Source organism: Frigidibacter sp. MR17.14 (assembly GCF_037095735.1).
GTDB lineage: Bacteria > Pseudomonadota > Alphaproteobacteria > Rhodobacterales > Rhodobacteraceae > Frigidibacter.
On the sequence record NZ_JBAWKD010000022.1, the window covers coordinates 1 to 24,309 of the forward strand.

Annotated in this window: 16 protein-coding genes and 1 pseudogene; 12 read left to right on the plus strand and 5 right to left on the minus strand. The window is 60.9% G+C overall.

The genetic code is table 11. The features are described 5' to 3' along the window. Nucleotides 1-380: 380 nt before the first annotated feature. From V8J36_RS21905 to V8J36_RS21940, 8 genes are all read left to right on the plus strand, one after another. Entirely contained in the window at nt 381-1,991 is a 1,611-nt protein-coding gene (locus V8J36_RS21905) for a hypothetical protein (protein ID WP_336469450.1), read from the plus strand. Nucleotides 1,992-2,261: 270 nt separating this feature from the next. Further along, a complete protein-coding gene (locus V8J36_RS21910; RefSeq protein WP_336469451.1) occupies nt 2,262-2,603 on the plus strand; it encodes a hypothetical protein in 342 nt (113 codons plus the stop codon). Nucleotides 2,604-2,937: 334 nt separating this feature from the next. After that, nucleotides 2,938-4,008 carry a DNA (cytosine-5-)-methyltransferase gene (dcm, locus tag V8J36_RS21915; RefSeq protein ID WP_336469452.1) on the plus strand — a complete coding sequence of 357 codons (1,071 nt, stop codon included), beginning with the start codon at nt 2,938-2,940 and terminating at the stop codon, nt 4,006-4,008. A 10-nt stretch (nt 4,009-4,018) separates the two neighbouring features. Continuing rightward, nucleotides 4,019-4,462: a very short patch repair endonuclease gene (locus tag V8J36_RS21920; RefSeq protein WP_336469453.1), complete on the plus strand. Its 444-nt coding sequence runs from the start codon at nt 4,019-4,021 to the stop codon at nt 4,460-4,462. Between the two features lie 13 nt (nt 4,463-4,475). Continuing rightward, a complete protein-coding gene (locus V8J36_RS21925) occupies nt 4,476-6,125 on the plus strand; it encodes an ATP-binding protein (RefSeq protein ID WP_336469454.1) in 1,650 nt (549 codons plus the stop codon). A 1-nt stretch (nt 6,126) separates the two neighbouring features. Beyond that, complete coding sequence (locus V8J36_RS21930) at nt 6,127-6,954, plus strand: HNH endonuclease (protein WP_336469455.1); 828 nt, start codon at nt 6,127-6,129, stop codon at nt 6,952-6,954. Then, nucleotides 6,947-8,767, plus strand: a complete 1,821-nt coding sequence (locus V8J36_RS21935; protein ID WP_336469456.1) for a DEAD/DEAH box helicase — start codon at nt 6,947-6,949, stop codon at nt 8,765-8,767. The genes V8J36_RS21930 and V8J36_RS21935 overlap by 8 nt, the downstream gene beginning before the upstream one ends. Next, nucleotides 8,764-9,201: an EcoRII N-terminal effector-binding domain-containing protein gene (locus V8J36_RS21940; RefSeq protein WP_336469457.1), complete on the plus strand. Its 438-nt coding sequence runs from the start codon at nt 8,764-8,766 to the stop codon at nt 9,199-9,201. Before V8J36_RS21935 ends, V8J36_RS21940 begins: the two co-directional genes overlap by 4 nt. On the opposite strand, the gene V8J36_RS22930 is transcribed toward V8J36_RS21940, so the two are convergent. From V8J36_RS22930 to V8J36_RS21955, 4 genes are all read right to left on the minus strand, one after another. Beyond that, complete coding sequence (locus V8J36_RS22930) at nt 9,175-9,438, minus strand: transposase (RefSeq protein WP_442902529.1); 264 nt, start codon at nt 9,436-9,438, stop codon at nt 9,175-9,177. The genes V8J36_RS21940 and V8J36_RS22930 overlap by 27 nt on opposite strands. Nucleotides 9,439-9,593: 155 nt before the next feature. Further along, complete coding sequence (locus tag V8J36_RS21945) at nt 9,594-11,354, minus strand: DUF1998 domain-containing protein (RefSeq protein ID WP_336469458.1); 1,761 nt, start codon at nt 11,352-11,354, stop codon at nt 9,594-9,596. Beyond that, nucleotides 11,351-14,491 (minus strand): DNA helicase, encoded by a 3,141-nt coding sequence (locus V8J36_RS21950; RefSeq protein ID WP_336469459.1) that lies wholly within the window; start codon nt 14,489-14,491, stop codon nt 11,351-11,353. Before V8J36_RS21950 ends, V8J36_RS21945 begins: the two co-directional genes overlap by 4 nt. Then, complete coding sequence (locus V8J36_RS21955; RefSeq protein WP_336469464.1) at nt 14,481-16,835, minus strand: UvrD-helicase domain-containing protein; 2,355 nt, start codon at nt 16,833-16,835, stop codon at nt 14,481-14,483. Before V8J36_RS21955 ends, V8J36_RS21950 begins: the two co-directional genes overlap by 11 nt. On the opposite strand from V8J36_RS21955, the gene V8J36_RS21960 reads away from it, so the two are divergent. From V8J36_RS21960 to V8J36_RS21970, 4 genes and pseudogenes are all read left to right on the plus strand, one after another. Further along, nucleotides 16,825-19,833: a hypothetical protein gene (locus V8J36_RS21960; protein WP_336469460.1), complete on the plus strand. Its 3,009-nt coding sequence runs from the start codon at nt 16,825-16,827 to the stop codon at nt 19,831-19,833. The two genes, V8J36_RS21955 and V8J36_RS21960, sit on opposite strands and share 11 nt — an antisense overlap. Next, the gene (locus V8J36_RS21965) at nt 19,830-22,616 is read left to right on the plus strand and encodes an SNF2-related protein (RefSeq protein WP_336469461.1); all 2,787 of its coding nucleotides are present in this window, start codon (nt 19,830-19,832) and stop codon (nt 22,614-22,616) included. Before V8J36_RS21960 ends, V8J36_RS21965 begins: the two co-directional genes overlap by 4 nt. A gap of 205 nt (nt 22,617-22,821) precedes the next feature. Next, nucleotides 22,822-22,944: pseudogene (locus V8J36_RS22935) on the plus strand (IS5/IS1182 family transposase); the annotation flags it as partial. A gap of 239 nt (nt 22,945-23,183) precedes the next feature. Continuing rightward, nucleotides 23,184-23,489 carry a transposase gene (locus V8J36_RS21970; RefSeq protein WP_442902528.1) on the plus strand — a complete coding sequence of 102 codons (306 nt, stop codon included), beginning with the start codon at nt 23,184-23,186 and terminating at the stop codon, nt 23,487-23,489. A gap of 10 nt (nt 23,490-23,499) precedes the next feature. Here the strand turns inward: V8J36_RS21970 and V8J36_RS21975 are convergent. Then, nucleotides 23,500-24,309, minus strand: an 810-nt coding sequence (locus tag V8J36_RS21975; RefSeq protein ID WP_336469463.1) for an IS3 family transposase, incomplete at its 5' end; no start/stop codon positions are given.

The following is a 24,309-nucleotide window of genomic DNA, read 5'->3' on the forward strand; positions in this document are numbered from 1 at the left end:
CCCCGGTCCGTCGGAAGGACGCCGGAAAGGGTGCAGGGCACAGGCGGCGAGCGGTCCCGACCCGGGGTGGCCGGAGGGGTGGCACGCCCTCCCGGTCCGTCGGACAGACGCCAGGGGTGCAGGGGGCGGCGAGCAGCACCTGCCCGGGGGTGAGGGGGAGGGCGTTCCCCTCGGGCCCGCCGCCAGGCGGGACCCGGGTCCAGGGGCCGTGCCCTTGGCGAACGCTGCAAGTGGGCTGTCGGGAACTGGCTGCGCCACTTGCTTAGTGAGTACTTTTCTGCCGCACCTGTTCTTGGCGCATCGGCAAGATTTTTGCGCGCGTCGTTTCTGCGATGCACCAAACGACCTGACTTCGCCTCCACACTTTCTGGAGGCTGCCCTTGCCCATCATCAACCAGCGCCCTGTCGTCCTTCGGATGGCGGCCTTCTTCCCCTCCGCCCTGACGCGCTACGAAGGACACCGCCAGCGCAAGCTTGGCGACGTCGAGCATTGCGATCCGCAGCCGGATCGACCCAACCAGGTGATCCACGGCGAGGAAGACTGGCTCCTGCAGCTTCAGGACCGCATCCGCCGGATGTCCTTGGAAAACTACACCAACGAGGTCGATGCGCTGCAGCGGCGGCGACGGCGGGCCGAGGCCGAGAGGCGCGCGATGGAGGGGCCGAAGGATCCCTGGAAGGCGACCGACCTCGGCCCGCTGCGAGAAGTGATCCTGACCGCTCATCATGCCTGGTTCGAGGAGGCCGGTCGGTCGGCCGTGGACGAGCTTCTCGAGCGCAATCCGGATGCGAGCGAGGGCGATCGACAGGCAGCATTCGCCGCGGGGAAGGCGAACCGTGAGGACGCCTTCGTCGAGCGCGGGCGTGCGTGGCTGCGGGACGCCTTCGGCGAGGCTTTGGTGCACGCGCGGGTCGATCTGGACGAAAGCGCCTGCCACATTCATGCGGTGCTGATGGTGGCGACCGAGAAGACGTCGTCGCGGCGCGGACGGCAGCAGCTGATCCAGCCCTCTGCGCATCCGCTGGTCAAAGACTATGAACGCGCGCAGGACGAGGTCGCCCGCGCGTTCGAGGATCTGGGACTTCACCGGGGGGCGGCCCGTGCCCAGGACCGGCGGCTGGCCGTGGGCTTGGAGCGTGTGCGCAGCGAGGCGGAAGGACGGGCCTTCGATGTGACCGCGATCCCGGAAAAGCGCCGCCACGTCCCGCCCGCGAAATGGCGGGCAAGGGAAAGAGAGGAGATCGCACAGGAACGCGCAACCGCCGAGCACAGGCGCGCCCGCCAAGACGAGGTTCATCGGCGGAAACGCGAAACGGAGAAGGACGAGTCCCTGGCCGCGCTCGCGGCCTCCCTCGCAGAACGACGCAAGGCCGAGGCGACACGCCGCCAGACCGAGGAGGAGCACAGGTTCATCCTGCAGGAGCGGGTCGCGGCGAAGAACGAACACCGTCGCGCCATGGGCAGGCTGGCCGAGCGTGAGGCAAGGATCTCGGCGGACCTCGCCGCGGCTGCCGCAGATCGCAAGGCGGCCGAAGACCTGCGGACAGAGGCCCGGAACGCGAACAATGTCGCCCGCGCCATGTTCGCGCGCATGCAGGCCGCGCTGCGCCTGCTGTCGCGTGGGGAGGCCTTCGGCTACGACCTGCCTGACCCGGCGGCGCCCGGGCCTCAAACTCGACGCGCGCCGGATGGGGCGGCCGCGAAACAGGACCTGGCCGACCTCGCGGATGTCATGAAGACACCAAGGCTGCGGGGACTGGTCAAGGACGTCTGGAAGGCCATCTTCGGCCAACGGCAGGAGCTTGAACAGGAGCGGACGCGCGTCAGGGAGGTCGCCGCGGCGGTTCGCGACCGTAACGCCGATCTCAAGGCGCTGCTCTCTGCCGCTCCGAATGAGGACCTCGCGCGCGAACAGGCTCTGAAGCAGTTCAAGCTCGATGCGGCCCTCAGGAAGTCAGGCCTCGACCCGACGGGCGAGGGCGGGCGCTGAACGGCTCGAAACTTTTTGCCCGCCGCTGTTTCCGTGTTTTCCGAACCGATCTCACCTTTGATTCAGAGGGGGCGGTGCCCCCCTCGGCGAGAAAACGACGCTCGGAACCCGTACTGGGAGCTGTCCTTCAGGGAAGGACAAACCGCCCAGGCGGTCGGGCCACTTGCATCTCGTCACCACGCAAATGGCTCGCCCCGGCGGGCCGCAATCCAACCCCATGCGGCGGTGCGCCAGAGAGCGGCCTTCGCAACCGTCTCGAGGAGAGATGATATGACCAAGAACCCGTTCGGCTCCGGTTCGAGCCTTGCAACCCAGAAGGCGCTGGAGCGCGCGCTGGACACAGCCAACCGCAGCGGTATCCGTCACGCGGCAGACATCGCCAAGGCCAAGGCCGCCTATGGCGACCGCCTGGTCACGATCCTGGGCGAGCTGCCCACCGATCTGCGCAAAACGCTGTGCGAGAAGCTGGCGGACGGTGCCAGCGCGACACAGCTGCGGTCGCTCGCGATGCACGAGGGCTGGATCATGCCGGCCGGCGAGGATGTCGCCGCGGCTGGCAAAGCCGCGCCGCCGCGAGAGCCACGTTCGCCGGCTGCCGAGTTGCCGCAGTGATCAGCACAGGCTACGATCCGCACTGGGTCGCAGCCGATCTGTGAACGGCACCGTTGCACAAATCCTCTGGGAAGCCATCTCGTGGATCCTGCATGGTAGGTCAGAGGCACGGCAGACCTACCCGCGCAATATATAGGGCCAAGCCCTGGCCGACCTATCGTGCCATCGATGTGCCGTAGGTCTAAGCCCGATTGCGCAAGAAGTGCTGTTGTTGGGGGCGGGCGTATCGCCGTGGATTCTTTCACTGGGATGGGTCATTGTGCGGCAAATGTGGGTAGCCTCGGCTCTGGATATCCCAGGATATCGATGCCGGACCTGAGACAGGAGCAGACAAATGACCGATCAGGCGGCGTTTCGGTTCGTGGACCTCTTCGCGGGGATCGGCGGCCTTCGGATCGGCTTCGAGTCGATCGGGGGGCAATGTGTGTTCACCAGCGAGTGGAACAAGTTCTCGCAGCAAACCTATCGGGCGAACTTCGACGATGGTCATCCGATCCTTGGCGACATCACGAAGATCCACGAGGATGACATTCCCGAGCATGACGTGCTGCTCGCGGGCTTTCCCTGCCAGCCTTTCTCGATCGCCGGGGTGAGCAAGAAAAATTCTCTCGGCCGTGCGCACGGGTTCATGGACGAAACCCAAGGCACGCTCTTCTTCGATGTCGTGCGCATCCTCGCACGGCATCGGCCGAAGGCGTTCCTGCTGGAGAACGTCAAAAACCTGCTGTCGCATGACAAGGGCAATACCATGCGGGTAATCCTGCATGCGCTCGATGAACTGGGTTACATCGTCGACTACAAGGTCATTGACGCGCGTCACTGGGTGCCGCAGCACCGCGAGAGGATCTTCATCGCGGGCTTCCGTAGCGACGTTGCGACCAACTTCTCGCTCGACGACATCCTGCGTCCGGCTGCCGAAAACCCCCGTCTTTCCGCCATCCTACATCCCGAGGATGGCAGCGAGCTGGTCGAGGGGCCCTATACGGTCGGCCCCGACGGCAAGGTGGCAGCGAAGTACACGCTGACGCCGAACCTCTGGAAATATCTTCAGAACTATGCCGCCAAGCACAAGGCGGCGGGGAACGGTTTCGGTTTCGGTCTGTGCGGCCCTGACAGTGTCGCCCGCACGCTCAGCGCTCGCTACTACAAGGACGGGTCCGAGATCCTCATCGATAAGCCCGGAGGGATCCCCCGGCGGCTGACCCCGCGTGAGTGTGCCCGCCTGATGGGCTTCGACCGGCGGGGATCGAACCACCCTTGGAAGATCGTGGTGTCGGACACGCAGGCCTATCGCCAATTCGGCAACGCTGTTGCCGCGCCGGTGGCGATTGCTATCGCCGAAGCGATGGAGCCTTGGATCCGGAACACAGTGGCACTGCATCCGCGGAGGCAACGCAGTGTCTGAACGGGTTCCCATGAGCCGCTCCGAGATGATGTCCCGGATCGGTCCAAGGAATACCACGCCGGAGATGAAGCTGCGGCGGGGGCTGCACCGGGCCGGCTTGCGCTTCCGGCTACATCGTAAGGACCTGCCGGGCAAGCCAGACATCACCTTGTCGCGGTACCGCGCCGTGATCAGGGTGCAGGGATGCTTCTGGCACATGCACCAAGGATGCCGAAACTACCGTCTCCCAAAGACAAACACCGCGTTTTGGGAGGCAAAAATCGCCCGTAACGTGGAAAGGGATGCCGAGCAGGCGGTGTGCCTGAGCCACTTGGGCTGGCGTGTTCTGACGGTCTGGGAATGCGCGACGCGGGATATGCCAGCCGACGACCTACTCGCCACGGTGATTGACTGGCTGCAAAGTTCGACGGAGACCGGAGAAGTTCCCGCTCCGGCGGCCCTCGGCCGAAATTAAGATGGAGTGAATAGTGAACGATCTTATCAACAACCCTGATGCGTCCCGACTAATCTTTGGCCTGCGGGATACCGGTTACAACTTCAGGACCGCCGCGGCGGACATCATCGACAACTCCATCGCGGCTGGGGCCGACGAGATCCATGTCCGGATTGAGATGAGGTCCGACGGCAGGAAGTACGTCTATTTCGGCGACAACGGGCACGGCATGGATGCGGCCGGCGTCCACAGCGCCCTTCGGTATGGATCACCGGTGCGCGCCAACCTCGCCAGCCTCGGCAAGTTCGGACTGGGGCTCAAGACCGCGTCAAGTTCGGTTTGCAAGCGTTTCACCGTCATCTCCCGCAGGAGCGCGCGCGAACCGCTGGCAAAGCTCGCGTGGGATCTGGATCACGTCGAGGCGACCGACACATGGGAAATGTTGCGGGAACCGGTCGAGGGCCACGAGGCTGAGGCATTGGGGGAGCTTTGCGGTGAGCGAGGCACCCTTGTCGTCTGGGCGAAATGCGACCGGCTCCTGTCGAAGCACTATGACGAGCCCGGCGGCACCAAGGAGCAGGCGGCGATCAAACGCCTGCGGGTGGCCCTGAAAAGTCATCTGGGAATGATCTACCATCGTTTTCTCGATGCCGAGGATGACCGTCAGAGAACCATCCGAATGACGGTCGACGGTGAGCCCGTCGAGCCTTGGAACCCTTTCTTCCCCGAGAAGTCGGAGCAGGTGCTCGCGGATGCCCAGCAGGTCATCGGCATGGACACGGCGGAAGGCGACGGTGGCGGCGAGGCTAAGATCCGCGCGTGGATCCTTCCCCATTCCTCCAGCCTCACCGACGCGGAGAAGAAGAAGGCCAACATCAGCGGCCGCGGACAGGGGTTTTACATCTATCGCGAGGGCCGCCTGATCAACGCGGGGGGATGGCTCGGCGTCTTCGGCTCGCACGGCACTTTCGAGCCGCACATGTCCCTGCTGCGGATCGAGTTCGATTTCGGTCACGAGCTTGACGAAGCGTTCTATGTCGATGTGAAGAAGTCGCGCATCCTGTTCGATCCGGCAATCGAAGACCACCTCACCACGCTTCTGCGGAACGCGCGCCGCGAGGCGGAGAACAGGTATCGCCGGAAAGAGCGGGAAAAGGCTGCGGGCACGACGCTGAATCACACCTCCGCAAACACCAGCATTGCGGCGACGTCGAACCTGAAGACGCCGGTGGTGGAAGAGGTTGATGCCGCCAGTCAGACGGCCGTCGTAACGAACGCGATGGGATCCCGGATCAGGCTCCGTCAGCCGGTGCAGAACAACGTCTCGTCGGCGGCAGTGCATGTCGATGCCGTCGACACGATCACGACGGGCGAACTTTGGGTCCCCGCACTGCGGAGTTCGAGTACGACGGGCCACGTTCCGGGCGTCGAACTGAACCGACACCACGATTTTTATCAGAAGGTGTATCTGCGTGCGGCTTCGAACGGGTATGCGGTCGAGGGCATGGACCTTCTTTTCTGGGCCTTCGCTGCAGCCGAGTTGGAGTATTCCGACCCGGAGATGCAGCCGATCTTCGCCGACATCCGTGAAGTTGTCTCGTCGAACCTGCGCAAGCTCCTGCGCACCATGCCGGTCGCCGAGCCGGCCGACGTCGAGGAAGTTGTAGACGACGGGGACAGCTGAGATGCTCATCTCCCGACGCGAACTCATCGCGAGGGAACTCGCCGAAGGAACTGGCGCGACCATCGCGGTTGGCTTCCTTGATGGAGGCCTGCGGCGGGGATTGCGCATCTGGTTTGACGATCTCGATGATAAACACGGTCCGGTTGCGGAGTTGCGTCCCTACGGGCTGAAATCACACCAAGTACAACTGGCCTTCGGCCCCTTCTCGGCCCGCGTCTTAGCGACCATTCGGGCTGCGGAGGCCGAAGACATTCAGCTGGCCCGGTCGTTAGTACGGTCTGTCGCGAGGATCGCGGAAGTGGCAGTCACGGGTCAGCACCTGACTGACTGGACAGTGGCGGACGCCCGCTTCGGGATCTCCGCCACCTTCCGGCATCACACCATCAATCCGGACACTGATGAGGCCGTGATCATGACCTGCCGCGAGGTCCTCGTGCCGTTGATGGCAGCGATGGCGGAACTCATCGGCTATGACGTCGTGGAGGACGCGACCGAAGCGGACCATCCGGCGGTCGAAGGCGCCCTAAGCCGGGCGACCGTAAATAGGCGCGAGCGCAACCCGCGCAACCGGCTCCTGTGCTTGCGTATCCATGGCCTAAAGTGCCGGATCTGCGGAACCGATCCGAAGGTGGTCTATGGCTCGGCGGGCGGCATCATCGAGGTCCATCACCTCGAACCGGTCGCGATGTTGCACGAACCCCGGCCTTATGATCCAGAGGTGGACCTCGTGCCCCTCTGTCCGAATTGCCACCGCGCTGTTCACACCCGCCGCCCGTGGCCATACTCTCCGGAGGAGCTAATGCTCATGATGGGGATCCATCATGGTTGATTTCGTAGCGCTCCCCCGCCGTTTCGAGGACCTCGCGAAATGCCCGCCCGAAGGCTTCACAGTCTCGGAGCGCGTTGTCGATCCGGAGATCCGCCTCGACCTCGACAACGGCGATATCGTGGTGCTTTTGATCGGTATCCGAAATGTCCGCGGAAACCGGTTGGAACTTCCCGCTCCGACGCCGGCTCATGGATGGGTTGTTGATGGACCGATCCTTCGCCCGCTGCCCTCGGATGTCTGCGATCTCGTCCGTGCCGCCACTGGAAACGCTGACGGGGGACGGATCCGGTTCGACGACGCAATCCGTTTGCTCCGCAGTGAGAACATGCCCTTTGCCGTATCCGCCTCGGAACGCTTTTGGGCTCCGGGAGCGATGGCGGCGACCGATCTGCCTGGCACGGTGGACGTGCCGGGCTTGCAAGCGACCCTCTTCCCCTATCAGGCTCGGGGCGTGACGTGGATGCGCGAGGCGGCCGCGCGCAACGGCGGCCTGATCCTTGCGGACGAGATGGGACTGGGAAAGACGCTACAGATCATAGCGCTTTTGCTGCTCTCGCCACCTCCTGTGGAGGCCCCGGCCCTTGTCATCTGCCCCACGAGCCTGATTGCAAACTGGGTCCGGGAGATCGCGCGCTTCGCTCCCTCACTGACTGTGGCGGTCCATCGGGGGCCGCAGCGTCCCGGAACTTGGCGCGGGCTGCAGGGCAGCAACGTCGTTATCGCCACCTATGACACGATGGTGAATGACATCGCCATCTTCTCCGCCTTTGAGTGGTCGTGGGTGATCTGTGACGAGGCGCAAGCGATCAAGAACCCGGACTCGATCCGCAGGCGATTGATTGTGACCATTCCACGCCGCCATGCGGTGGCGATGACTGGGACGCCCGTTGAGAATACCTTGGTGGACCTGTGGTCGCTGGTCGACTTCGTTGTTCCGGGTCTGCTTGGCACTCGGCAGTCGTTCGAGAAGATTTGGCCGGACACGCTGGAAGCCGCCCGAGATATCGCGACCGTCACTGACCCGTTGATCCTGAAGCGGCGGGTGGCAGACGTAGCGGGTGACCTGCCGGAGCGTATCGACATCGATCTGCCGCTGGAACTGGACGGACCTTTGGTGGAGGGTTACCGGCGTGCACGCGAGGAAACTCTGGCCCTTTATCCGATCGCGGGGCCACTTGTCGCGACCCTGCAACTGCAACTCTTCTGCGCGCATCCTTGGCTGCGGCAGTCCAATCCAGGCGATGTTGACGGCGAGCTCGCAGAGCTCGATCGCGGTTCCGATCTGCCCTTGCTAACGCCCAAGCTGGAGCGGACCTTGGAGCTATTGCGGGAGGCTTTCCGAAACGGCCAGAAGGTCCTTGTCTTCGCCCTCTTTAACAGACTTGGAGAGCTTCTTCGCGAGGGGGCGGGCGATCTCCCGGACGCGTTCTGGGGCGCGATCAACGGGTCTACTCTGCAGGAGGACCGCCAAGAGATCATCGATAACTTCAGCGCCCATGACGGTCCGGGGTGCCTTGTCCTGAACCCGAAAGCCGCGGGTGCCGGCCTCAACATCACCGCCGCGACGATCGTCATCCATATGACCCCGGTTTGGAACCCGGCGCTCGAAGCACAAGCGAGCGCACGCGCCCATCGACGCGGACAGACCTCACCGGTGACGGTCTACCGGCTCTTTTATGAGGACACCGTCGAGCGGGTCATGCTGGACCGCTCGGCATGGAAGCAGGAACTGGGCAACGAGACCGTGCCGTCCGCGATGCGGGACAGTGCGGACCTCCAGCGCGCCCTCGAGATCACGCCGGAGACGCTATGACGAAAGCAGCCTTCCAAAAAACTTTGAGTGCCAATGACGTAGGATCCACCGGCGGTCATCAAGCCGGCGTTCTTATCCCCAAGGGCGAGAAGGAGTTGCTGGCAATCCTTCCCATGCTCGATCCCTCGATCAAAAATCCATCCGCTTGGCTCACCTGTGTCGGAGAGGACGGCGTGCCGCATAAGTTTCGCTTTGTCTACTACAACAACCGGCTTCACGACGAGAACGGTACCCGGAATGAGTACCGCATCACTTACATGACTGCGTGGTTTCGCAACGCCTGCGCCAAGGCCGGGGATGTTTTTGAGATCGGGATTGCACCGGGCCAAGCGAACTATGAGATCCGCGTGATCCGGCCGGAAATCGAGGCCCCGTCGGAGGAAAATGATGGTCCGGTCAGGATCAAGTTACGTGGATGGAGCCGGGTTCACTAAAATGGCCATCTGCTTCAGATCGCTGATGGGGGCGTTTCCCAGACAAGTTTGCGGCGGCACTGAGTTTGCTTGGTGTTCATTCTGCCGCTTGCAGGTCAGGGCCCTGATGCGCCTGACCTGCCACTCGTCAGAATACTTCGCCTTCCAAGCATGCAACGTGCCATCGGGCATCCCGTTCGTGCGGCAGAGATCGGCGTATTTCGTGCATGCCTCGTGCTCCTGAAGGATGCTAATGATCTGCCCTGCGTCAGTGGTGCCTTCTTAATCGTCCAACCTCTCCATGGCCGGACTTTAGTCGCTGATAGGGGAATTAGCCCGTGACGGGTTAATCCCCTCTTGATTTGTGCAATTCAGTCACCAGGAGGGCGAATGTCAATGCAGGGTTTGCTTGATTACTCGGCCAGACGTTTGAAGAACGAAAGCGGCCCCGCACTCAACAAGCTCCGGTCAAGAAAGCCATTCCACGCCTCACAACTGGTTTCAGGAAGAAACACGCAGCTATGGCAGGCTGCGTGGTTACCGTTCGAGCCGCTGCGCGCCATTCCTTCGGAGCATAGCGGATCAGCGGAGCATAGCTCATGGTCGGCCAGCGCCTGAAACACCAGTTGCTCCATGCGAACCGGTCGCGCTTGCCGCGAAAGCCCGCCCATTGTTCCGTCTGCGTCCGGCGTCGAGGTGTAGATCAGCAGACCGGCCATATCCGGCCCGACATAAAGGCGTTCACGCAGTGCGCTCGACGAATACCCGCTGTCGAGCGACAAGCGCGCGATCAGCGCATGCGCCAAAGTGTGGATCAGCATGTACCGTGCGTTGAGTTGCTGTGGCGCGCCATCCACCTTTTTTCCTTCGGCCCGAGCGCTATCCACATATGTCTGAATCAGATGAGCAAGGTGACTGACGACATCCGGCCGCCTTTCCCATGCAGACACGGCATCCAGGTTCAACGACAGGAATACGCCTTCCCCATGCATGGCTACCGCTGGCAGCCACGACAGACCTGATCGAGACAGCGGCACGGCGTCCGGCTTGCCGCCAACCTGCGCCTTCAGCCTCGTGAACCCGGTCAGGGCACGCACTTCCCGAAGCCTTTCCACCGACGAAATCCAGGAGATCATCCCCGTCAATGTGGGCGGAACGGGTTGTTGGCGGTTCAGCAGGATCATCGCGCTTTCGTCAAACTCGGAAGTATCCGTCAGCAGCATCCGGAACTCGTCCAGCCGCAGATCTCCTTCACTTCCAGAATTGTCTTCCTTCATCTCCCTAAAACGACGTGCGATTTCTTCGGCGCTGTCGGGGCCGTCCCAAGTCGGAAGGATCTTCTTTGCGATGAATGCGATCCGCATGTCTTCATCGTCGAGAAAATCGAGCATGTCGATGAAGTCGGCGATCTTCTCCCTGAAGGACACCTTCCAATCGGGAAGGGTTATCGCGCTCTCCTCGATCGAAAAATAGACGTTGCTCGCGCCTCGCTGTGTGATCCGCGGCGCCGCCTCACATCCCGATTGGCGTCCGCCAAGCCACGGTCGGCCACCGCCGCATTTGTGCTTCGGAATACCCTTGGGCGAGAATGCCTCGGCCATGGAACGCCCCGCACCACAGGATTTGCAGGTCAGCAACAGCCCTCCGATGCCTGCTCCGACGCTCTTCAATGCCAGAACTGGCCGAGAACACCCAGGCTCGTGCGTCAGCCAGGAAGTCCAGGGAAAATCATCAAGGTGCCCGTTTTCGCAAATTGCGACGAAACGCACAGGCACTACTGCAGGCTTCCCCCGGCATTGGCCACAATGCAGGCTATCGCGGTTCCGCGATGGGGCCCATTGCCCCGACCGGTTGATGACGTGGCACTCGGGACAGGACAGCCAATCCGGAAACCGTTCTATCGGGAGCACGCGATCCCTTTTTTGCCCATCCTTCAGGTAAGTCCCTACCGGCGGAGCCCGGAAATGGTCGACGCCCAAGAGCGCTTCGAGTCTCGGTTCGCGCACCACATCCTGCTTGTAGCCACCTTTCGTATAGGCCTCCCAGGCCTCCAAACCCTGCATAACCCCCGAAAGCAGCGCCCCGCTTCCCGGCAGACGGAAATCGACGATTGCCCCCGGACCGAAGGTCGAAATGATCTGACTGCGGCGAATGCTGCCGACGTTCTTGCTCATGGGATTTCCTCAGCGTCTGAAGAAGCAATTTCCTTGATGACGAATTCAGTCGATGGCTCGACTGCGCGCAGTGTTCCAGGGGTGGCTCGCGCGAGGCCCTTGGTGAAGCCGACGGCATTAGATATCGCCTGTGCATCCGCTGAAATCAGCAAAGTATCGTCCGACCAGTTGGCCCAGTATTGCGGCAGTGCTCCACGGCGCAGCCAAAGCTCCAAGAAGTCGTCAAGCTCGCGACGAGCGGCAACAGCCTCCTCGGAGTCCACGCTGGAGATGCGCTGACATATCAAACCGATCAGTGCTTTCAGGTCTGTCTCGTGGTCCGCCGCCGCGGCCGGTGTATCCGACATGCCGGGTACCAGATGCCGCGCCATGGCAACAAACGGAGCGTGGAGCGCCTTGTCCCGCGCCCTCGGTGCAAAGGGTGTCACGCCTGTCGCCTCGACATCCCGGTACAGGGCACTGTGCCACGTCGGGAATGTCTCATAACGGCTTCGGTCACGGGACTTGCCGGCATTGTAGAGTGTAACCACAAGCCCGGGCACGCGACCGCGGCCAACGCGGCTTGTTGCTTGGATATATTCGGCGATTGTCTTTGGCTGGCCATTAACCAGCATTAGGCCCAGACGCCCGACGTCGAGACCGACAGAAATCATGTTGGATGCCAGAACGACGTCGGCGGCGTCTCCACTGTTTCTGGCCATCTCCAGTTCCAATAGCTTGGTTCGGATCTCGTCAGACTTCACCCTGCTTGTAAGCTCAGCTGGCGGCTGAAGGTGACGCGGCTGCTCTTTGCGTCGTGCCGATACAAGTTCGAGCCCATGCGTGACGTCGTCCTGCATGATGATCGAGGCGCTGCCAAGTTCGCGCAGCGAGTTGAAGTAGCCTACAAGCGTCCAGTAATAGTCCTCCTCCGCACCGGAGAGCGACGGATCAGCCGCAGCTTGGAGGAGTGAAGATGCGATCGCCTGATAGATGTAGCTGCCGGTACGACCGGCCGTTGTCACACCCAGATACAGCCGTCCCGGGCTGTCCTGCTCGACACAGGCAAAGCCTGAATTGGCATGGTGCAATCCCGGCGGCGGAAACTGCATGACGGATCGATCAAAGAGGTTCAGCACCTGATCCGCTGCACGCCTGATCGTGGCTGTAGAGCCGATCACTTTAGGGCGCTGTCCCTCCCGGGTGCATAGGGCGTCGATGGCAGTCTCGAAGAGGCCTGCCATACTGCCCAATGGCCCGGAGATAAGATGAAGTTCATCCTGGATGATCAAGTCAGGCGGCAATCGACCGGCATCACCAAGACCAAAAAGGCGCCCGGTTTGCTTCTTAGTGACGATCTGAACGAACTTGTCTGCAGTTCCCAGCAGTAGTGTCGGCAGTTCGCGGTAGATATCTTCGTCGACCGTCCAGAAGGGGAAATGGTCTCGTGCTTGTCCTGAACTGCACCCGTTGCCGTGGCAGGTTGCATGGATCCGGTCACCACTGGATGCGATATCCCACTCGAGTTGTGAACCGCAGTCCGGGCAATGCTCGATCTGTGCGGGCGAACCGGTCTTCTCTGTTTCAACGATCTTGTTCGGAGTTGTGTCCCTGCCGACCCAAAGGCCAATGGAAATCGGCGCGCCTTGCGAAAGGGAGGAAGGGATTTCGGTGCCGGGGCACTCATAGTCCCCTGTCCGCAATAGATCACAGGCAAGGATCATCGCCGCTGCCCGCTGGAACTGCTGCGCCGTCAACAGGCGCAGTGTGTAGCGCATCAGGACGGTGACGCCGGCAGTCTCAGGCCCCCCTTGCTGACGACGCAGGAAAACTGTGTATGCCGTCAACAGCAGGTAAGCTTCGGTCTTGCCGCCCCCGGTGGGAAACCAAAGTAGGTCCATCACGCCACGATCATCGTGGCCCCGGTTTCCAGCCGAAGCCATGCACAGCAACACAAAGGCCATCTGAAACGGGCGCCAGACCAGTGGGCCGATCCTGGAATCCCGTTTGCGCTTCCATTCGTTCTGTTGCCAGAGCGCGCGGTTGGCGAGCCGGAATGCGAGGAGTTCCGGACCATCCTCCCGAAGCAGATCCACGCCCTCTTTCATCCTTCCTGACGCGGTACGACACTCGGCCATGTGACGCCGCGCCGTATCCTGGTGCCCGGCTGGTAATGCTTTGACCTCAGCTTCTCGAACAGCGATCCATTGATCGTAACATGCGCAAAGCTCGTCGAGCGCCGCGCAAACATCGCCGGAAGGCGCGACAGAAAGCCACTCAGAGCCGAGAGCTCCCTCCAGCTTCTTCGCGACGAGTTTCCCGAAATGCTCAGGATCACCCAGAGGCCCCGGTGATCTGACCAGCGTCGACGGCAACCACTCGGTCGCCAGGCGAACCGTTCCATCCGGCAGATGATCACTCCGGATGGAGCAAGTATGCCCAGCACCATAGTCGGGAGCGTCGCGATAGAGCAGCGCGGCCGTCGCCCGATCTTCATCCGGAATCCGTTGCATTGGATCTGGACGAGGAACGATCAGACCGAAATCAGGATCGGCTTCGACGCTGAAGCAAACCTGATGCAGGTTGCCTATGTCGCGCAATCCGGGCTCAGGTTTCTCCGGCATCACGTTTCTGTTCAGAAGAATGATCGTCACAAGGTAAAGATCGCCATGTCTGCGCGAGCGCAACCAGAGTGCCATCTCCGGCACACCGGGCACGTCATATTCGCCATCCCGATCATTGGGCAGTTCGAAGGAATGTCGGGCTGTCAGCTGTTTGCGCGCCCAATCAAACCGCGGTCGTCCATCGTCAGAGGTTGCACGTGGCCGGGCCTCATAGCCCGCCGCCGAAACATCCACGTTGAGAAGGATATTTTCACCATCCGTCGGGCGAACGGCGAACGACAATCCTGCCGAACTCGGTCGGAAGGTATCCGGCGGCACCCGGGACGCGGCATCGTCCTCCTCATCGGAACCAAGAACTGCGCCCTCCAATTCGCCCACGCCCTGCGGGCTCTTCTGGGCGAACAGGATGCCTGTCATGTAAATTTCCGAAGGGCTGTCGTGCAGAATCTCATCGTCCGCCAAAGGACCCATGAGATCCTGCCTGAGGCGTTCGATCATACGCTGGCGCGCGGCATCCGAGGCGCTACTGGTCATCTTGATTGTCCCTCTTCCCTGTACCACGCACGACGCCCTGAAGCACCGGCAGCAGGGTCACCGCTTGAATTCTGCCATCGTTTCGACGGTCAACCACGGTTGTTGCACCGACCACGCGAACTGTGCCTGAAGCGAGGCCGCCCCGGTCGGTCGCGAGGTAATCGAGGTCGGCACTCAGCGGACCATCAACTTGAGCCAACGCCTTCCCACTGTCAGTGAAGAGGTGCCAATGCGCCTCCTCACATGTGTCGCTGCGCTGGAACGAGCAACTGGGTTGCCGGAACGCGGCCTCCCAAACCTCCAAGGCAGGAGCGACACCGCCAAGGGGTCTCAGCCCTTCCGACCCAGACAGCAGGAGGCCGCCACCGCTTCCACGCATCCATCTGCTGCCATTCTTTCCGGGGCGAACCAAACCCGGTTGTGCCCTACCCAGATACAGGTGTGTCGATGCCCTTGTCGCCCCTACGAACAGAACGCGGGCTTCCTCCAGCCAGTCGACATCATCACCGGTCGGAACCGGAGGCAGCATGAGAAGTACGTTCGATGCTTCACGCCCCTTTGCTCCGTGTATGGAGCCAAGCAGCGGGCCTGCAGTGCCTACATGATCGCGCGTGTGCGCCACCGGCTCCCGTTCGACTGCCTCCGCGATGTCCTGCAAGCGCACCGTCGGTCCATGCCCGAGGGACTGAAGTTCAGAAAGCACGTCCTCTTCCGTCAGGCCGAACAGCGCAGGATGAAGGTCCGCAAGTCGCCGACGCACGTGCTCCAGGCGGACAGCAGCACCGGGGGCAAGCCCTACGCACATCACGCCCACCAGCGGATCGCAAACAGTTGTTTGTCCCGACAGTTTCAAACGGTGTGTCCGGGCTGCCCGAGTCAATCGGGCTGACGCTGCCTCAGTTGCAGCGCGGCCCCGGAAGAGGATTAAGCTGTCATCTCGCCACGGAAAGACCGGTCCGGTCAGGCTCACATTCGGATCTGTCGCAACGTCTTCGAGCATTTCCCGAATTTCGAGATAAGTCGAACGCGGATCACCGTCGCCTTCGAGCAGCGTCCTCGCCTGCGCGAAGAAGTGCCGCAGAGTGTCTGACTTTGTCCGATGGTTCGCCGTAAGGGTGCGGTCTATCCATCCCTTGCGGCCTCTGAACTCGGCATGCAGGGATCCATCGCTCCCTTTGTCGCCCGCCCACGATCCGTAAATTGCCTGTGCCCCGTCGCCAAGGATCGTCACGCCGACTTTCATTGGCAGCGCATCGATCAAAGCGCGACAGAACATGCGTCGCTCTCCAACAATGTCTTGGGCTTCGTCGATCACCAAGTGAGTAATCCCGTTCAGCAGATCCAGCATCGCCTGATCGCCGTCTGAAATCGCTTTTCGAGCAACGCGAACGATCCGCTCGTGGCCCCCCGATGGGGCTTCCCCAAGTGTAGTCACCAAGTTCCACGCGAGAGAGTCAATCGTGCCGCATGTAACGCCGCCGGAATAGGTGTAGTCCGCCAGAGCCCGCGAGATGCGCCCGCCCACCTCTTCAGCTGCGACACGAGTAAAGGTGATGAGGCGAATTCCGGCAGGTGACAGGCCTTGCTGCACAAGATTTATGACCCGTTCCGTGGCGGTATGCGTCTTGCCGCTCCCGGGTCCGGCCGTAACGATTTGTCGCTCACTTGCCGAACTGTCGATGACTGCAGCTTGTGATGGGTCAGCAGCATTCTCGCCTGTCCGGGGCAAAGGGAAATGCTCCCTGAGCCAAGCTGATGTTTCCTGGGGGATCGCCAGGTCTGGCACGACGCCAGCAAGGCCAAGCGCGCGTATCACGCCGCTTGAAGAAGTCTCACCCAACGACCAGACCCCTGCGTCCAAGATCTGCCAAAGATTAGCGATATCATCATCTGATAGCTCGCCGACCCAGTCATGGAAACTGACCGCATCTGCGGGAACCACATCCGTTGCTCGCAGCAGGCCATGAGGTTCCCCTTGGGACGCATCGCCCCCAAGCAGGATGCACCGATCGCCTTGGATAAGCACCGACACGGACCTTCGTTTCACCAAGACCGGCTCGCCGTACGACTTGCCGGAACCAAGATCACCGCAGGCCACCAGTGCCTCCACGAGAGCCTGTCCCCATTGTTTTGCTGCCTTGTCGGACGCGCCGTCGGCTATGGCAAGCGTCCGTATGCCGGCGACCGCCCGGGAAATTGGCACCGCCCCGAGATCATGGATATCCCTACGCAACTGTTCAGCCAGTTTTTGACCTGGGTCGACGGCGTCCACCGTGTCGAAGTCAGTGTTTAGCATTCCGCGTTGTACTCGACCTGAAGAAATGACATGCCTATTGAAAATCACCAAAAACCGCTTCAAGCATGTAGTGCCAGTAGTGGCGTCTGCGTGGCGAAATGAAAAGATGAATGACTTGTTTGCCAGTGAGAATCTGCTGGTGCAGATTTTTTCAGGCCTGTCCCGGGAGCGGGATGGTGGAAATGTACACCTGATCGAACACGGCCTCGATCTCGACGCAGTAGAGCAGTTGATGTACCTCGTCAGCCAACGTGCTGCGTTACATCAACTCACCAAGCGGGCATGGCAGGAATTCGCGCTTTCGCTTTGCGTGATCGTGACTGAGATTGGCTATGAATACAGGGGTACCGGGACCGATTTCTGGCCATTGGTTGAGTCAGCCATCAAGGTCGACATTCCAATTCCGCAACGCAGCGACATTGCCGATCTGTTCCGGGACTGTGCGAGAGAGTTCGGAACCGCGCGACCTCTGAATGATGCTTGGTCGGCAGCCTTTCCTCATATGGCTTGGCCGGTTCGAAATGCCATGGTCCCTCGAGAGATCCACGGCTCCTTGGCACGTCTCGTCAGAGAGTTCTTGATCCAAACCGGTAACCCGAGTGTGACGAAAGCGACGTTGCCGGAACTGAAAGAGCTTGCCCGTGGCTTCGGTTCGCGGCGGTTGGAATCTTGGCTCCGGGATGACGATCTTGCGCTGCCGGTAATCCGCCATCTCGTCAACGGCGGAACAGGCGACTTGGGTATGGAGGCAGGCTTCCTGCAGCGCCTGACCAATGACTTGAGATCCGAAAGTGAGGTCAAGCGTCTCGAGCGCGTCATCCGGGCGAGGCGACTTGCTGAGCATCAGGGCGTGAAGCATCTTCCCAAGGCAACATACGAACTCCTGCTTGATGATGCGGAGGCCCGAAGCTTGGCCGTGAGAGGGCCAAGCCTCGCGCCCGCCGAACTCGAAGCTGTCAGGTCGGGAATCGGTGCCCAATTGTCAAAGTCAACGGTCACTGTTGGCGCGCGCTCTACAACCCTTGAGCGCTTCCTCTGTGGTGATACCGTCTTCATCGGACGTCCGCTTGAAGAGATTCCCCGCCCGCAGATCTGCGGGATTGAGGCGCCGGCTTGGCTGGAAGGCGTCGTCGTTCCCGCGCCGGGCTTGCTCTTCCGAGACGATGGTGATGACGGATATCAAACACAGCTCAAACCAACGGATCGGGTGACGCCAGGCATCTCTTTTTATGAGATGGTTCTTGAAGGACGGGCCCTCGATGGTTGGGGGGACGGGCTGTATCACTTCATGAGCGGGACACCGGAAGGCGATGCGGTTTTGGCCCGGCACGGCATCCACGTGGAAGCTGAACCATTTGTTGACTTCCTCGGCGGCCTGACCCTGCGCCACGATGGTTCCACCGTAACTCAGGCCGCGGGACGACCGGTTCAGGCCCGATCGAGAACACCTATTACAATCATTGCCGAGCGTCTCGATCAGACTGAAAGTGTCGAATTCCGTCTTCCAGACGACCGATGGCACACTTTGCCGATGACTGAGGGGATCTGGTCACTGTCGCCGCTCGATACGTCCAAGGTTGCCCCGATCGACGTGGTTTTCCGCGACATTGAACCACCTGCGCCTGTAAGCCTTACCCTCCAGCCTGATGGGATCGGCCTCTCAGAAATCGCGCGCGGTGCTGGCGCGCTGCATCTGTCAACACCGATCACCCTGCATGACATAGACCTCGACATCACGTTGTGTTCCAGTAGTGGCCTATCCCGCACCGCGCGCGTCGTCTCGCCGAGTGCGCCTGTCAGGATCGCTTTTGACCGCCCGGAATTTGCCGATATCCGGGCCGTGGCCCGTCTTTGGACCAAAGGGGGCATGCACGCCCGTCTTGAGGTCCGAGCAAATGGGCTGGACAGAAACACGTGGTCGCTTGTGGCTCCGGAGCCTGAATGGAAATTTGATCGCCGAAACGCAAAGTGGACAGCGGAAGGACAGGAGACGCTGGAGGCGCTCATCTGCGATCCCGTGATCTCGAGCACGGCATTCATGCCTGACGCAACCTCCTCTGCAGAATTGACATCTGGATACGCCCTTCTTCGTCCAGCCGGGGCAAGCGACGGTGCGCTTCGCAGTTGCATTCTGGTGGAACCTGCAGCCGGCACACTGCTCAGCAGCATCCCCAGGGCCATAGCCGATCCGGTTGAGCGCGTGACAGAAACCCAAGGTGATGCGCACGGCCTTACCGAAGGTTTTGAGGCCTATCTCAGCTGGAGCCTCGCCTCCGCAGGATCAGCCGTCGGAGAAAGTGTTCGATCCAATGCCCGCCGAGAACTCGAAGATCGGCTTGTAGCCGCGCTTTGCGGTGATCTCTGGATCAAGAGGGAAAAGTCCTGTCGCGGACTTGGAACGGGCTTTCACCGGCGGCTGGTTGCCGAAGCCATGCAGGCCGATCTGGTCTGTGGCACAACAGCTTTCTCACCGTTGGATGACGACCAGAAGTACGAACTCGCCGGCTATCTCGAAGAGCGTTTCCGCCGAATGTTGCCTTCGCCAGACCTTGTCGTCATTCCCAACGGAGACATGTGGCCCGACATGGACGACGCGGTTCTTGATGCGTGGGAGAAGCTTTCGGAGAAAGCGATTTCCGATGGGGCTGATGAGCTCGAATTCGACGCTGGCAATGCTGATGGCAGCTGGCAAAAGCTCGTAGCACGCGCTCGTGAAGCGGCGCGCCTTCCCGAGTTGTCTGCACTCGTGCTGCCCGCGCAGCGCGCGGAAAGCCTCGAACGGTTGCCGTATGAATCCAGCCATCTGGACGACCTGATTGCCGCCTTAGTGTCCAGCCATCTTGATGTTCAGTCCCGGAGCGGACGCTGGATAACACCGGCCGACCTGCGAGCCCTGTTGCACCTTTTTTTGGCGCCGGAGCGCGTCATGGATGACCCGGAGTGGCGGGGCAGACTGCTGCGCTTCGGCGCTGACCGCTCCACCGCGCGTGCCGTTCGCTACGTTGCCTTGCGCTATCGCGCGATGACGAATGTTGACCTCACATGAATAACTTTCACCTTGCCCAGTCGGGCTTTCACGCCCTTGAACGCCTTGTCGCAGCTGAGTCTTGGGAGATCGGGGGCGCCCTCGGCGTCGCCGCCGACCCTTACCCACATCAGATCGCCAACCTGCAACGTATCCTTGCGGACACGGAAGTCCGTCACCTGCTCGCCGATGAGGTTGGCATGGGTAAGACGGTGCAGGCCTTGATGATCCTCAATATTCTGCGCAGGCGCGATCCGTCTTTAAGGGTGGCTATCGTCGCACCCGAACGCATCTGTTACCAGTGGCAAGTCGAGCTTTCGGCTCGCGGCCACATATCAGCTCCCATCGTGACAGACGCAGATGAAGAGCAGGAGCATCCCGATGGCGAAGGCTATGTCCACCTGATCAAAGCAGACATGGTCCGCAGGCAACCGGCATTTCCTTCTCCAGAGGATTATGACATGCTGATCGTGGACGAGATCCACGCCATGAATCTCGACGACGCGGCATTCCTGTCAGGTCTTTGCCGGGAGCGTCGAGACGCCCCACGGTTCAGGCATGTCCTGCTGCTGACGGCAACTCCGCGTCTGGGCAATCGCGACTGGGCTCGGGCTGTCATCGGCGCGATAGAACCGGAACGCTCGGAAATAGCCAATCTTCTCGGTCGCGAGCCATTGGAATTTCTTGCAGAAGACGCCGCTGCGGCGCACGCGCGCGTTACCGACGGCACACTCTCCGCCGCAGCCTACAGGACCGCCTTCGCAGCGGATCGCCGAATCCTGCGTCAAACGCGAAGCCAATGGCCAGGCGTGGCACCTACGCGAAAGGTCCACACTGTCCGCACCGGGCCGTCCGATGCAGAAATGCCGAAGATAAAGCTGCAGAATGCAGCCTGCCGCGACGGTCGGGACAACCCCATAGAGTCGGCCCCTTGGCTACAATGCCGTCAGATGTTCCGCGCCGGCCCCATCCTGCGTGAAGTGCTGCGCCACCGAACATTCTCTGCACACCAAGACTTGCGGGACGAGGTGGAGACAACCCTGTCGCGCAATCCCGGCAACGCGTTGTTCGACGACCTGTGTGACGTGCTGCTCGGCTATTGGCAAAAACAGCCAGAGCGACGCGTAATCATCGTCGCAGGCGACACGCCCACCGTCGACATGCTGGAACGGCGTCTATCCGAAATGTTCCCGCACCTCTCAGAAGGCGGCATCGCAACCATGCGTGGACGCTACAACACCGATTTGGTGGATGTCGTGAGCGCCGTTCAGAGTGAGGCAACTGTCCTGATCATGGAGGAATTTGTCGAAGCAGGTCTCAACCTGCACAACTTCGCCGCAGACATGATCTTCTACAACCTGCCGTGGCAAGCCTCGCGTATCGATCAGCTTATTGGTCGCCTCGACCGCCTCCGCTCCGGCGGGCTGAGTGCCTACATGAAAGATCGGACCGTGGGCACGATTGGCATATGGCGCATGATCGTTGCCGGTTCTGCGGATGAGAGGGTGCTCGAAGCACTCGACCTCATGGAGGTCTTCGAACACCCATTGCCATACCTCGACGAAGCATTGTCCCAGCGTCTCGACAGGATCATCACTGATGCAGCGGCTGGTCGCGAGAGTTTCAGGAAGGCCGCATCTGAGCTGAAACGCGAGCTCTCCTTTGGCCTGAACCAGTCTGGAAAGGGCATTGCTTCGGCTCAGCCGCATATCGCGGACGACATCAGCCAGATCGTTGGCAATATTCGCGCATCTGAGCACGCTGGAAACGCCTGGTTGCGCTTATTGCACGTCAGCGGGGCATTGAAAGGCGGATTTTTAACATCCAACGATGGCGAACGCGTCGCAACTCTTTCTTTGCCGCCACTGCTGGAAGATTGCCCCTACAAACTCGGTGCGATGACAACGCGGGAAACGGAAGTTTTTCGTTGGAGCCGGGATCGACTTGGGAAGCCACCAAAAAAAGATGTCGTCTTGCCGAAAGATCGAGTCGGGAAACGAGCCCGTTTCTTTTCGACCGGAGACGAAATGCATGACGACTTGGTCCGACAGGCATATGCCACGTTGAAAGCAATGAAGGTTTCGCCGATCCCGGTCGGCATCCAACTGTCGGATGAGGACTTGGCTTCAGATTTGGTCGGGAAAACGGTGATTTTGATTCGCACATCTTGGCGACCGTCAGTACTTAAGGACCAGCAAATCAGGACACGCGACGACGATGTCCCCGCTGTGCGCTTCGGACGCACTTCAGACCGCCGATGGATTTCCGCATTGTTCCCGGACGTCGTCAGGACGCGCTGCCTCGTGGTCTCCGCTGACGGGGGCGTGGAGGTCGGCACCGACAAGATCATACGGGCCCTACTTGGCGGAGGCTGTAGACCGACGACGAACCGACAAATTCAAAAAACTATAGCACCTGTCCGCGAATTCCAGAGACTTGTGGAGATGCTGGAAAGGGATATGGCGCAGGAAGAGCGTGTACGCCTTGGAAATTCGCGCGAGGAAGCAACCGCAGCGTTATCAGACAGGAGGCAGATCCTGACCTCTGAAACCGAAGCGTATTTCCGATGGAAGCAACTTAGCATTGAGCAATTGCGATCCCGCAACATCCAAGACCAGCAGCAGATCCAGATGACTGAAGGGCAGATCGCGGCCGAACAGCGACGCATTCAGGCGCGTATATCTGGAATGACGGATCGATTGAGGACACTTGAGGATACGCTGGCACACCTCGCCAACAATTCGATGTCAGAGACCTTTGTAATCATGGCAAGGGTGCTGCCGTCGGCCCACCTCGTGACCTAAGATAGTTCTGGTTAGGCGGATTCCGGAAGTTCGCGGCTGTCATTGAAAATCCAAATTTTGTATGCAGGCGGCATTGTTGCACTTAGGGGTTAGACGGATTCACTACGCGAAACCTGAGTGTTAGCGTCAGGCGATGACGAAGCGTTCTCCCCGCTACCGCACGACGAACTGACCCGTCTACAATGCCGCTCCGCGCCGCCGAGAACTCTCGATTTGGTTTGACTCGACGATGACTGGGCTCGTCGCCAATACGGGCAACCGTGGTCATTCAGGAACCTTCTCCGAGGCCTCTATCCAAGCCTGCCTCAAGTTGAAGGTCTTGTTTTAGTCTGCAGCTACAGCATGCGACCGGGCTGGTTCTGCAGATCACGGTTTTCTCCTGCTCCCGCAACCAACACTAATTCGTCAGACATTGCCAAAGCCCCGCGCATACCGCCCGGGGCTTTCTTCGTGTTTGCAGCCGCGCTCACCTCCTTCAGCGGACGACCGGTCGCCAAGCACAGCAGTGTATCGACCCAATGAAAATCTGCTCATGCTACAAGGAGACGTGTAGCGATGAGTGTGAGTATGGACGAGGGCATCAAGCGGTGGACGGCGAAGCGCAAGTCGGCGCTGGTCGTGGAGATCATCCAGGGAAAGACCACGGTCGCGGAGGCCAGCAGGGCCTACGACCTGTCGCCCTCTGAGATCGAGGGCTGGGTCGATGATGCGAAGCGGGGGATGGAGAACGCTCTGCGTGCCAACCCTCTCGACATCCGCGAGCAATACGAGAAGCAGCTGAAGGACCTGCAGGAGGCCTATGGTGAGGCCATGCTGGAGCTGCGCGCTCGAAAAAGCTTCAGGCTGAACCGCGCCGGATTTATCGGAGGCTGATTTTCGTTAGTTACGCGGCGATCGGTTCTGTTTCCAGCGCTGCGTAGAAGTTCGCCTCTGCTTCGGCTGGCGGGATGTTCCCGATCGGCGCCAGCAGGCGGCGGTTGTTGAACCAATCGACCCATTCGAGCGTGGCATACTCGACCGCCTCGAAACTGCGCCAAGGACCGCGACGATGGATGACCTCGGCCTTGAAGAGACCGTTGATCGTCTCGGCCAACGCATTGTCATAGCTGTCGCCGACACTCCCCACCGAAGGCTCGATGCCCGCTTCGGCCAGCCGCACGCTGTAGCGAATGCTCAAATATTGCGAGCCGCGGTCCGAGTGGTGAACCAGCCCCATCCCCTTGGCCGGCCGCCGGTCATGCACTGCCTGCTCCAGGGCATCGAGGATCGAGCCATGGTTGCGCCACTGGTCCGAGCGACCATGGCGAGGGCCTGCATGCGCCGAGGTGCTGACGCGCCAGCCGACGATCTTGCGGGCATAGGCGTCGATCACGAACGCCACATAAGCAAATCCCTTCCAGATGGCGACATAGGTGAAGTCGCTGACCCACAGCATGTTTGGCGCAGGCACCCGGAACTGCCGGTTCACCTTGTCCAGCGGCCGCGGGGCCGAGCGGTCCGGGATCGTCGTCCTGTGCGGCTTGCCACGGATAATCCCTTGGATACCCAGCCCCTTCCTCAACCTCGCAACCGAACAACGCGCGATGTCGAAGCTGGTCTGCCCCCTGAAAAGTGGTCCTCCCTGAAGTAGGCTTTCAAGCCAGATGGAGGACGGAATATGGGACAGAAGAAGCACAAGCCGGAAGAGATTGTC